The 12,482-nt window shown below is 38.9% G+C and carries 10 protein-coding genes and 1 rRNA gene; 1 reads left to right on the top strand and 10 read right to left on the bottom strand.

Going from position 1 to position 12,482, the window contains the following annotated elements:
- The 4 genes from H5161_RS05565 to H5161_RS05550 form a co-directional block, all read right to left on the bottom strand.
- Nucleotides 1–327, bottom strand: a complete 327-nt coding sequence (locus H5161_RS05565; protein WP_024605018.1) for a hypothetical protein — start codon at nucleotides 325–327, stop codon at nucleotides 1–3.
- Between the two features lie 139 nt (nucleotides 328–466).
- Nucleotides 467–1,969: a sodium:alanine symporter family protein gene (locus tag H5161_RS05560; protein ID WP_002960681.1), complete on the bottom strand. Its 1,503-nt coding sequence runs from the start codon at nucleotides 1,967–1,969 to the stop codon at nucleotides 467–469.
- A 378-nt stretch (nucleotides 1,970–2,347) separates the two neighbouring features.
- The gene (locus H5161_RS05555) at nucleotides 2,348–3,475 is read right to left on the bottom strand and encodes a carboxypeptidase family protein (protein WP_182734247.1); all 1,128 of its coding nucleotides are present in this window, start codon (nucleotides 3,473–3,475) and stop codon (nucleotides 2,348–2,350) included.
- 183 nt (nucleotides 3,476–3,658) lie between these two features.
- Nucleotides 3,659–5,101, bottom strand: a complete 1,443-nt coding sequence (locus tag H5161_RS05550) for a glyceraldehyde-3-phosphate dehydrogenase (RefSeq protein ID WP_002960684.1) — start codon at nucleotides 5,099–5,101, stop codon at nucleotides 3,659–3,661.
- Nucleotides 5,102–5,275: 174 nt separating this feature from the next.
- On the opposite strand from H5161_RS05550, the gene H5161_RS05545 reads away from it, so the two are divergent.
- Nucleotides 5,276–6,076 (top strand): DUF2989 domain-containing protein, encoded by an 801-nt coding sequence (locus H5161_RS05545; protein ID WP_182768870.1) that lies wholly within the window; start codon nucleotides 5,276–5,278, stop codon nucleotides 6,074–6,076.
- A gap of 238 nt (nucleotides 6,077–6,314) precedes the next feature.
- On the opposite strand, the gene ihfA is transcribed toward H5161_RS05545, so the two are convergent.
- The 6 genes from ihfA to rrf form a co-directional block, all read right to left on the bottom strand.
- Nucleotides 6,315–6,614: an integration host factor subunit alpha gene (gene ihfA, locus H5161_RS05540; RefSeq protein WP_002960690.1), complete on the bottom strand. Its 300-nt coding sequence runs from the start codon at nucleotides 6,612–6,614 to the stop codon at nucleotides 6,315–6,317.
- A gap of 2 nt (nucleotides 6,615–6,616) precedes the next feature.
- Nucleotides 6,617–9,004 carry a phenylalanine--tRNA ligase subunit beta gene (pheT, locus tag H5161_RS05535; protein WP_182768869.1) on the bottom strand — a complete coding sequence of 796 codons (2,388 nt, stop codon included), beginning with the start codon at nucleotides 9,002–9,004 and terminating at the stop codon, nucleotides 6,617–6,619.
- A 15-nt stretch (nucleotides 9,005–9,019) separates the two neighbouring features.
- Nucleotides 9,020–10,000, bottom strand: coding sequence for a phenylalanine--tRNA ligase subunit alpha (gene pheS, locus H5161_RS05530; protein WP_182768868.1), 981 nt, complete (start codon nucleotides 9,998–10,000; stop codon nucleotides 9,020–9,022).
- Nucleotides 10,001–10,342: 342 nt separating this feature from the next.
- Nucleotides 10,343–11,053, bottom strand: a complete 711-nt coding sequence (hda, locus tag H5161_RS05525; RefSeq protein ID WP_182768981.1) for a DnaA regulatory inactivator Hda — start codon at nucleotides 11,051–11,053, stop codon at nucleotides 10,343–10,345.
- Entirely contained in the window at nucleotides 11,053–12,108 is a 1,056-nt protein-coding gene (locus tag H5161_RS05520) for a DUF2066 domain-containing protein (RefSeq protein WP_182768867.1), read from the bottom strand. The genes hda and H5161_RS05520 overlap by 1 nt, the downstream gene beginning before the upstream one ends.
- A 262-nt stretch (nucleotides 12,109–12,370) precedes the next feature.
- A 5S ribosomal RNA gene (rrf, locus tag H5161_RS05515) occupies nucleotides 12,371–12,482 on the bottom strand; the annotation flags it as partial.

Below are 12,482 nucleotides of genomic sequence, written 5' to 3'. Positions count from 1 at the left end.
TCATTTTTTCTTTTTTAGAGTCACTAAAATAATACGATTTACAAGGTACCAAATACAGCCTATGCCTATCGCGGCAGTGTAAGCATACCACTGAAGTGTTTCTTCTTGCGGTTGTAAAAAGTACAAGCAGAAAAAACCACCTAAAAATAAGATAAGCGCCAAAAAGGAGTGATTTATAAACATCTGCTTTTTTTTAATTCGCTGTTCGCGCTGAAGTTGTAAAACTTGCTCGTCGTTTAGCTCTGCAATGTTGCTTTCGCAATGCGGACATTGCTTATGTTTATCTGAAATTGATTTTGCACATTTTGGGCAACGAATAATCGCCATACTTCTCTCCATACTACGCATAAAAAAAGCGCCTTTCGGCGCCTTTATTGTACTTGTTTTATTTCTCGTTGTCTTTTTTGAATTCAAACCAACAACTGATTTAGGGGCTATAATTTTCTAAGTTGCCCACTAAGTTTAATTACTCAGCGTCTTTTGACTGTTTCTCTAGACGCTTTTCCCAAAACGAGGCGTTTTTAATCCCTAATTTAACTGGATCAAATGTGATTTTTCCGCCTTTTTTCTTCTGATCCTCATAATCGCTCAAACATAACAAAGCTGGCTTAGCTACAAAGAAAATAGCTAAAATACCCAATATGTTAATCCAAGCCATTAAGCCAACGCCAATATCTCCAATAGTCCAGATATAACCTGAATTATTAACCATACCGTATGCAACCATGAACATAATCACAAATTTCACAAGGACAAGCGGGATATTGCCTTTAAAGTAACGATTTAAGTAAGCAATATTTGTCTCTGCAATGAAGTAATAAGCAAGTATTGTGGTAAAGGCAAAGAAGAATAATGCAATACCGACAAATGCTTGTCCAAAGCTGCCAAATACACTAAATAAAGCCATTTGAGTAAAGGCTGCTGAGCCTACTTCAGTCGCTGCATCGACATTTTGTACAATAAACTGTCCTGCTGGTAAATCACCCACAACATTATATTGCTGCGTTATTAAAATCATTAATGCTGTTGCAGTACACACAAAAATGGTATCAACATAAACCGAAAAAGCTTGTACTAAACCCTGTTGAGCTGGGTGATCAACCTCTGCAGCGGCTGCAGCATGAGGCCCACTACCTTGGCCAGCTTCATTAGAATATATACCACGCTTTACGCCCCAACCAATAGCGGCACCAAAACCAGCCTGTGCAGTAAATGCATCACTAATAATTAAATAGAATATATCAGCTACTTTATCTAAATTTAAAAATACCACGATTAATGCCAGTACTATGTAACCCAGTGCCATAAATGGCACTACTACTTGCGTAAAGTTTGCAATACGCTTTATACCGCCAAAAATAATAAACGCTAAAACAATAAGGATGATTGCTAAAGCGACTAACTTAAAGCTACCTACGTCACCAAAGCTAGTAGTAACCATGTTGCCACTGCCAAACACTTGGGTAAACGCATTACCTACTGCATTTGCTTGTACACCAGGTAGAAAAACACCACAGGCAATAATCGCCGAAACAGCAAATAAAACAGCTAGCCACTTTTGCCCTAAACAACGGTCAAAATAGTACGCTGGGCCACCACGATATTGCCCATCTTCTTCTGTTTTATAAATTTGGCCTAAAGTAGACTCTGCGTATGCAGTGCTTGCACCTAAAAATGCAACAACCCACATCCAAAAAATTGCGCCTGGCCCACCAAAGCCGATAGCGGCAGCAACGCCAGCGATATTACCAACGCCTACTCGTCCAGACAACGATACTGCAAGGGCTTGAAAAGATGAGATACCTTTATCAGACGTGTTAGGACTAAATAATAACTTACACATTTCTTTAAAATGTCTAACTTGAGCAAATCGAGTTAATACTGAATAAAACAAGCCTGCGCCTAGGCATAAATAGATGAGTGCATTACTCCAAACAACATCATTAACAGCACTTACAAAAGCTTCCATGGATATCCTCTATAGTTATATTTATTATTTTTAATTACGAGACTCTGCTTTAGCTACTACGCTACATAAGCTTTACGAAATAAGGTTTTACCTCTCCCGTCCCGACTCATGATTTAATTAATCTTAACTTAAGTAACCTAACTTTGTTAACACTTAATTTTCAAAATATATAATTACACACTTGGCGAAAGGCATTACATCTGTAGTATTTAAATGAAAGTAGATTGATTTGTACCGATACGGTGATGATACGCAGCGAAGAAGCGTTGAAAACGTTTTAAGAATAAAGCTGCTATATGATTATTATTTTTTATACAAAGGGTTTTATTAAAAGCAAAAAGGGTATCAAAACTATTGATACCCTTTTAGATAAACGTTTTATCTTAAATCATCAACAACATTAACAATAGCCGCTAATGTATCTTGACCAAATTGATACGAACGACGATCTGACCAGCCGTAATCTGGATCCGGTAAAGCGTTGTTATCTTTAAATGGCATTTCAATTGTGTACGTTAATGCTTTGAATTCTTCAGCCGTAGCTGATGAACCTACCGTTAGGTTAGCTTGACCTGGCTCATCTTTTGGATAGCCATGCTCATCTTGAAACTCAGGTGTAATAGTTAAAAGCGCAGCTTTAAAGCTATCTTCTAAACCTTTTAAGCGTTCATCGTAACTTGGAATACCTTCACTGCCTGCCACAAAGTTATATGGGATAGCTTCATCGCCGTGTATGTCTAAGTGCATATCTAAGCCAGCTTCGCGCATTTTATTAAGCACTAAGTAAACCTCAGGGCTATTTTCCATGCTTGGTGTTTGCCATTCACGGTTTAAGTTAACACCTTTAGCGTTAGTACGAAGGTGTCCGCGTGCGCTACCGTCTGGATTCATATTAGGCACAACGTAAAAAACTGCTTTTGATAGAAGCGCAGCTGCATGTGGGTCTTCGTCATCAAGAAGTTTGTGCAGTAGACCTTCAACATACCACTGCGCCATTGTTTCACCTGGGTGTTGACGTGCTGTGATCCAAATGGTTTTCTTGTCTTCACTTGGCTCACCAATTTTAAGCACACTCATATCGCGGCCATCGAGTGTTTCACCAAGCGTTATTAATTGGCAAGCGCCTTGGCTTTGTGCCCAAGATAATAAATCTAAATGGCGGTCGTAACTGTATGGCGCAAAGTAAGCAAAATATACGCTGCCGCACTCTGGTTCAATTTCAAAGCTTAATGTGCCATTTTCATAGCTTGATGGTACACGAAACCATGTTTGGCGGTCATATGATGCAACGGCTTGGTACCCTTCCCAACCATCTGGGTAAGCTGATTTATCAAGCTCATTAATATTTAACTTATGCAATTGGTAAGGTGTTGTTTCAAGACGAAAGTGAAACCACTGATAAAATTCAGACTGGTGATCTTTATTAATTTCTAATTGAATATTTAAAGGATCGGTGGCTTCAATAACTTTGATATTACCACTGTCGAAATTGCTGCTGATTTTCATGAAAAAACCTTTAGGTTGAATAAGTTTATCTGCTTATTAATTCACAGAACTGACATTATTTTATAAATAGTAAAACGAATGTGCATCTTCTTAATTAAAGCCTATCACAAGGCATACGCTTTAAAAATAATACACGACCAAAAAAGCCAGCAACATGCTGGCTTTTAAGTCACTGCAAATAAATTAGCGAGGTAAGCTTGGGAATGACACTTCGGCCATATCGCGCATACAACGAACTACTTGGCAGCTGTAACCAAACTCATTGTCGTACCATACATATAAAACAATACGGTTATCTTCAACAATTGTTGCTTGTGAATCAACAACACCTGCGTAACGGCTACCTACTAAATCGGTAGATACAATTTCCGTTGATGCAGTGTAATCAATTTGATCACGTAAGTCTGAATGAAGTGCTGTATCGCGTAAAAATGCGTTTAGCTCTTCAACTGATGTGCTTGTTGCTAAGTTAAGATTTAAAATAGCTAGCGACACATTAGGTGTAGGTACGCGGATTGCGTTACCTGTTAACTTGCCTTCAAGCTCTGGTAATGCTTTTGAAACCGCTTTTGCAGCACCTGTTTCAGTAATTACCATATTGAGTGCTGCGGCACGGCCACGGCGCTCTGCTTTGTGGTAGTTATCAATAAGGTTTTGATCGTTCGTGTACGAGTGTACAGTTTCAACATGGCCATTATTGATACCAAACTTATCGTTTAATGCTTTAAGCGTTGGTGTAATTGCATTGGTTGTACAGCTTGCTGCACAAACAATTTTATCTTCAGGTAAAATATCTTTGTTATTAACACCATATACGATGTTTTTGATATTGCCTTTTGCAGGAGCTGTTAATAATACTTTTGCAGCGCCCTTACACTCTAGGTGCTGGCCAAGGCCCGCTTCGTCTTTCCAAATACCGGTGTTATCAACAATTAATGCATTGTCGATACCGTATTGAGTGTAATCAATTTCGCTAGGAGAGTTAGCGTAAATAACTTGAATGTAGCTACCGTTAGCTTTAATTGCATTGCGTTCTTTATCAATCGTGATTGAGCCATTGAATGGACCGTGAATTGAATCACGACGCAGTAAGCTTGCACGCTTTTCAAGATCCCCATCTTTACCACCACGCACAACAATAGCGCGCAAACGTAAATCTGAATATGGACCTGATTTTTCAATTAATAAACGCGCTAATAAACGACCGATACGACCAAAACCATACAATACTACATCGCGTGGCTCTTTCGCTGGTGAGTCTGTTATTTCTGCAAGTTCATCTTTTACAAACTCTTCTACTGAACGACCTTTTGCGGCTTCAGTGAACAAATAACTATATGCAAGCTTACCAATATCAATACGTGCTGAGTTTAATTCCATTTTGCTGATAGCTTCTAAAAATGGGAAGCTTTCGCGCAAACGTAATTTAGTGCCTTCAAACTGAGCAACGGTTTTGTGAGATTTGATAATATCGATAGTACTGGCATTTACGAGAGGACGGCCATATACAGCGATTTCGATACCACGATTACGGTAAAGCTTACCAATGATTGGTTGCATGCTTTCTGCGTAATCTTGGCGCTCTTGCCAACTATTTGTGTATTCTAACTCGTGAGATGAGGTCATTTTATTTACCTAAGTTTATCATTTTGAACGGATAGCCTTTAAAAATGCACTATATTTTGAGAGTAATGCACTTCAGGCAGGGCTATTCTAATTTAAACTGAAGTTATTCTCTACTGTTAGGCGTTAAATGATTGCGTTAGAATAACAAAGTAAATATTCATTTGGGGTTAAGGAATGCTTAAAAAAGCAAGTGTACTATTGGGTTTGCTAACATTGGCAGGGTGTGAAGAACCGTTAACACTCGCACAAGTGTGCAAAGAAACACCTGGCTTTTGTAGCGACTTAAACAAAGACAGTCACTGCAAGGATGAGCGTTCTGATGTAATTATCAAACGCCACATAGAATACAAAGACCCTACTGATGAAAATAAATACCAATTACTCAAGGACTTTGAATCTTATAACCAATGCATAACTTTGGCCGCTAAAATTGAACATATTAAGTTAAAAGCTAAAAAAACGTCACGTATTGATGGTCAATTAACGAGTATTAAAGAAATGACTCGGTTATATCAAGATACCCAAAATACAAACCACCCAGGTTTGCTTTACTACCAATGGTCACGAAATAACAACCAAAGTGCGTTGACTAAATTATTGGCTATAGAAAATGATAAAAGTGTAACGCAAAGTGCCGAAATGCAATTTTTTTTAGCATCGTACTATATTAAATTTGATGATGAAAAAACCATTGATTTACTTTATAAAACTCTAGAGCTCAATAAAAAAGACAACATACCGAATCTGGAAGTGTATACATCACTTATTAGTCTTTTTTATAAACATGATAAGTTTAAGCACGCATATATATTTTCTAAAGTAGCGCAAATGTCGGGGATTGAAAATATTGATGTATTTGAAATTAAGCAGAAATTAGTCGCAAATGGTAAAAGCTTAGATAGCCTAGATGTACTTGCAGAGCAAACATTTCAGCAAATAATGGCAGGTGATTTTGTATCTCCTCGAGAGTTTTAATTTATAATCGCAAAAATAACCTAATACCAATCTGCTTATGTATGGGGTCTATTTAACGTTAAGGAAATTACGCTAGAACTAGGCAAAAATTTTGTATCTAGTTGTTCTAGATAAAAATATTTTAACGACGTTATAGTGTTATTTAATTCGTTAAATTGATCAAAGATTTATGCAGGTTGGTATAATTTAATAACTAGGTTATTCAGGCAAATAAAAAGGCAGCTTACGCTGCCTTTTTTTATTTTGCTTTGCTTGTGCCCACTTCTACGCGGGTTTTAAGCTTTTGACCTGGTCGAAAAGTCACCACGCGACGTGCCGAAATAGGAATATCTTCGCCTGTTTTCGGGTTGCGGCCTGGTCTTTCTTTTTTGTCTCGAAGATCAAAGTTACCAAATCCAGAGAGCTTAACCTGCTCGCCTTTTTCTAGCGCTGAGCGGATTTCTTCAAAAAACGCTTCAACTAAATCTTTGGCATCTTTTTTATTGATCCCGAGCTTTTCAAATAGGTGTTCAGCTATGTCGGCTTTAGTAAGCGCCATATCTAGTCCCTCAACGATGCATTAAACTGTTCGGCCAATTCGGCCACCACGTTATCAACTACTAGATTGATATCTTTCTCTTCGAGTGTTCTATCAACCGCTTGCAGTGTTAGAGCAATCGCCAAACTCTTATAATTTGGCTCAATACCTTTGCCCTTATACACATCGAATAAGTTTAGGTCAACCAATTGATTTCCGCCAACTTTTTCGATCACGCTTAAAATGTCGCCAGATTTAACGCTGTCTGCCACTAAAATCGCGATGTCGCGGCGATTTGAAGGGAATTTAGACACCCCTTCGGCTTGCGGTAAATTTCTTTTTTCTATTGCTGACATTTCAATTTCAAAAACAAAAGTTGCGTTGTTGATATCTAACGACTTTTGAGCTTGAGGATGTAAAGCACCAAAAAAACCAACCTTTTTACCATCAACATATATTACTGCTGATTGACCAGGGTGAAGTCCATCTGACTGCTCGGCTTTAATTTCAAAGCGAGTAATGTCATTGGTAATTGCAAGTAAGGCTTCAACATCACCTTTTAAATCGTAAAAATCAACATTGCGTTTTTCTTCAACCCAATGCTCGCCATTTACAAGACCCGTAATAACACCGCCAATAACCGGTACTTGGTAAACACCATTTTCTGCACTTTCGTCGCTTATAAATTTAAGACCATGTTCGAATAAACGAATACGAGGCTGTTGGCGATTTTGGTTATACGCTACAGACGCTAATAAACCCGGCATTAAACTTACACGCATTGCTGACATTTCAATTGAAATAGGATGCGGTAATACCATTGCTTTACACTCTGGGTGTAAAATAGCTTGTGCTTTAGGGTCTACAAAGCTGTACGTAATTGCTTCTTGGTAACCACGAGTCACTAACGTATTGCGGAACTTGCTAAGCGCAATAGCTGCTTCGTTATGTGTCGTCATTTTAAGTTTTGCAGTTGGTGCAACATTTGGGATGCTGTTGTAACCGTAAACACGTGCTACTTCTTCAATTAAATCTTCTTCGATGCGAATATCAAAACGGTAGCTTGGTACGTCCGCACTCCAGCTTTCATTTTCTACTTTAAGATCAAGACCTAAACGCGTAAGAATGTCTGTTACTTTAGCATCTTCAATATGATGCCCAATAACACGGTCTAAACGTGCACGACGAAGACGTACTTCAGTCACTTTTGGTAGTTTATCAGCCGCAACAGCTTCAACTACAGGGCCTGCTTGACCACCTACAATCTCGAGAAGAAGTGCTGTTGCACGTTCCATTGCATCGTGTTGTAGAGCAAAATCAACACCGCGTTCATAACGGTGTGAAGCATCAGTGTGTAAACCGTAGCTACGTGCTTGTCCTGCAATTGCTACAGGATTAAAAAATGCGCTTTCAAGTAATATATCAGATGTTTTATCTGTAACACCTGATTGCTCCCCACCAAAAATACCCGCAATTGCAAGTGCTTTATTATGATCGGCTATCACAAGTGTTGTGTCGTTTAATTTAGCGGTATTACCGTCTAATAAAACAAGTTTTTCGCCTGCGTTTGCACTACGAACTTTAATACCACCTTCAATCGCATTTAAATCAAACGCGTGCATTGGGTGACCAAGTTCAAGTAATACATAGTTAGTAACATCAACTACAGGATCGATAGAACGTACGCCACTACGACGTAATTTTTCAACCATCCAAAGTGGTGTTTCAGCATCAAGGTTAATGCCCTTTATCACACGGCCAAGGTAACGAGGACATGCATCTTCGTTAACCAGCTCAATTGATACTTTGTCATCAATTGTTGGCGTAACCGCTGGGATATCTAATACATTTACGTCAATGCTATTTAAAACACCTACTTCACGAGCAAGGCCTTTAATACCTAAACAATCACCACGATTTGGTGTTAAGTCAACATCTATAATATTGTCATCAAGACCTAGGTAGTCACGTAAATCAGTGCCTACTGGTGCATCGCTTGGCAATTCCATAATGCCGTCGCCTTCTTCGCTAATACCTAGCTCAACAAAAGCACATAGCATTCCGTTTGAAGGTTGGCCGCGTAGTTTGGCTTTTTTAATTTTAAAGTCACCAGGAAGTACAGCGCCCACAGTTGCAACAGCAACTTTAATACCTAAACGACAATTTGGTGCACCACACACGATATCAAGTAGCTCATCGCCACCTACGTTAATTTTGGTAACACGAAGTTTATCTGCATCAGGGTGTTGACCACATTCAACAACTTCACCAACAACTACGCCATTAAATTTGGCAGCAGCAGGCTCAACACCATCAACTTCTAGACCAGCCATTGAAAGCTGTTCCGAAAGAGCTTGCGTATCAATAGCAGGATTAACCCACTCTCTTAACCACTTTTCACTAAATTTCATTTTATTGTTTCACTCTTAACGGAACTGGTTCAGGAATTTTAAGTCATTTTCGAAAAATGCACGCAAATCGTTTACGCCATAGCGCAACATTGTTAAACGCTCTACACCCATGCCAAAGGCAAAGCCGGTGTATTTTTCTGGGTCAATGCCCACAGACTTAAGTACATTGGGATGTACCATGCCGCAGCCTAGTACTTCTAACCACTTACCGTCTTTACCCATAACATCTACTTCAGCTGAAGGTTCTGTAAATGGGAAGAATGAAGGACGGAAACGAATTTCCATATCCTCTTCAAAGAAGTTACGTAAAAAATCATGCAAAATACCTTTTAACTCCGTAAAGCTAACATCGGTATCAACCATTAAACCTTCAACCTGGTGGAACATTGGTGTATGTGTTTGGTCGTAATCGTTACGGTATACACGTCCAGGTGAAATAATGCGCAGTGGTGGCTGCTCAGTTTCCATAGTACGAATTTGCACGCCACTAGTTTGTGTGCGTAGTACTAATTTAGGATTGAAATAAAAGGTATCATGATCAGCACGTGCTGGATGGTGCTCAGGGATATTTAGCGCATCAAAGTTATGAAAATCGTCTTCGATTTCTGGACCAGATTTAACTTCAAAACCTAACTCACCAAAAAAGCTTTCTATACGCTCAATAGTGCGCGTAACTGGGTGTAAACCGCCGGTAGGCATAACACGTCCTGGCAGAGTTACATCTATAGTTTCAGCAGCTAGCTTTTCTTCAAGTGCTTTACTTGCAAGCAATTCACGCTTTTCGTTAATAGCAGCTTGCACATCCTGTTTAGCTTGGTTTATAACTTGGCCTGCTTCTTTACGTTCTTCAGGTGCTATTTTACCTAACGTTTTAAGTAAGCTAGTGATTTCGCCTTTTTTACCAAGGTAATTAACCCTGATATCTTCTAACTGCACTATTTCACTGGCACTGGCTACCGCCTCAAGTGCTTGCGCTAATATATTTTCTAAGTTCATTCGATACCTGATCTTTCACAGAAGGTGATTGCTTAAGAGCGTGTTGGCCTTTCAAGATTGCTTTCAACTGTGTGGTTGGCTATTAAATAAGGTTAGGCATTGGGCTGTAGTTTCTACATCAGTCATGCAATAACCCTAAATAAAGACCAAACACGTGTTGTTCGAAGTGTTTATCTTGTGGCTACTCTCTTTGTTGTTCGGGTTTTGCATATAAAAACTATGCTAATGTCCTCACGACGCGATTAAAGCACCCTTAAGTTAAACAAATTCCAATCAGGAAAGGTAAACACGCTCTGATAATAGCTTATGATAACTGAAAGCAGGGTCTAGATTCTAGACCTACTACAGCTTTAACGTTGATTTTATAAAAGGAATAGTTAATTTTCGCTGTGCAGCCATAGATGCATGATCTAATTTGTCGAGTACATCTAATAAAGCTCGCATATCACGGCTTAAACGAGTTAATAAAAAGCGTGCACACTCGTCACTTAATTCAAGGCCGCGCATGTGAGCGCGCTTAACAAGTGCTTGTGCTTTATCGTCATCACTCATAGAACGAATTTGAAACGTTGTTCCCCACGTTAAACGAGACTCTAAATCAGGCAGAGATATATTGAGCATGCTAGGAAGTAAATCAGCAGTTACTACTAACATTTTACCGGGTTCGTTAAACCGGTTAAAAAAGTTAAATAGTGCTTTTTCCCACGCATCATTCCCTGCAACTAAATGCACGTCATCAATACATAGAACATCAAGTGCTTCTAAACCGTCTAATACCATAGGTCCAAAGTCAATTACTTCGCGCATAGACAGTAGCATATTAGATAAGCCACGCTCTTGTGCTTTTATGCAGGTTGCATATAAAAGATGAGACTTGCCCGAATCACCTAAACCACATAGGTATGTATACTGAAACGTTTTTGCTAATTTGGAAAAGCTATCTTTTAGGTGATTAACCTCCAAAGAGTCTTCTCCCCCAAAATACGATGCAAATGTTTCGTCATCCGGCAAGGTAACCGGTAATGCCATTTGCATCGGCTCAGAAGTTAGCATTATGGCGTTATCCATTGATACTCTAAGCTATTTTTATCAACAACATGATAAAAAGCGCGTGGATCCTCATAATCTTTAAATGAGGAGTCTAACCCTAACCCTTTTTTAAGATCGCTTAGGTTACCAGTGTGGTTTAGTTTAAATTCTACAAATTCCGGTGTTTTACGAACAATTTTAACTTGCGTAACAACACTTAGGCTCAATAATCTTCGTTTCGCTAATTCTATATCAACAAAACTTTGTGTACCCTTTAGCGTGAGCGTAGCAGTTGCTTGTTCATAATAAGCATTTGGATCAATTGCATACTCGCTTGCAAGGCCTTGTGCTAAGGTGTCAATCATCTGGCTCACTATTTGCTGTTTATCACCGGTTAATCGATTTGAATCAAATTGATCATCATTAGTAAAACGCCAGTCTAAAATCCAATTTTCGCTATCTGCTTCTTTATACATTCTTGCTGTAATACTTCGCTCAGCGCTGTAGCGTCTAGAGGCCTCTTCTACTGGTTCTGAAAAGTTACCCCACACCTCAGGAATACCTACTAGACGTCGATCTTGTAAATCAAGTAATGGAACAACGACAGGTAAACCACGACGCCCTGCTTTGTCATAAATTAACTGCTCTAACTGCGGGTAACTTTCTTGTGTTACTAATTCTCTGCGCCAATTGTCTTCAATACCTAACCATATTGCGACTAACGGGCGTTGTACTCCCCATAAAGGTAAGTTTAACTCTTTGATTAACGCATTGATCTTTCGAGCTTCAAATTTTACAACAAGTTTCAATTGTCCATTTGCTCTCTCGTCATATTCAAACTTAAGCATATAATCAGAAATATCTTTAGTGCGTTGCTGTGCTAATTTATTTTGATCCGCAGTTTCATCACCGCTTACTTTCACTAAAACATTGAGCAAAGCTTTACGACTCGCAGCTAATCGAGTGTCTCGTGTTTTGTCATCCACTTTTAAAATATCTTGATATAGATCAGTTACTTCAACTGCTGACGCAGAAAAACAAAATAAAATGGATATGGCGCTAATTAATAATCTATACACAGGCTGTTAGTTCTTGGTTTTAAACTGATTTGATCCTAAATCAAAGACAGTAACAAAGCAAAATTAAATTTGTTATCTAAGGAAATGAAAGTAGTTAGCTTTTATAAAAAATAAAAAAGATTAAATTAACTTCAGGAGTCGCTAAGCTCACCCGACCTACGTGATGGGTGTTGCTGTGAGTGGATGATAATTGCGCACATTTTACTTTTCTGCAGACGTAAAAAAGCCCGAATCGTTAGATTCGAGCTTTCTACAATTTGAAGCCTGGTAATGTCCTACTTTCACATAGCAAATGCTACACTATCATCGGCGCTGTTTCGTTTCACTACTGAGTTCGGCATGGAATCAGGTGGGTCCAAAACGCTATTGTCACC

This window comes from Pseudoalteromonas sp. SG43-5, assembly GCF_014164345.1.
Lineage (GTDB): Bacteria > Pseudomonadota > Gammaproteobacteria > Enterobacterales > Alteromonadaceae > Pseudoalteromonas > Pseudoalteromonas distincta.
This window is presented reverse-complemented; position numbering and strand designations above follow the sequence as displayed.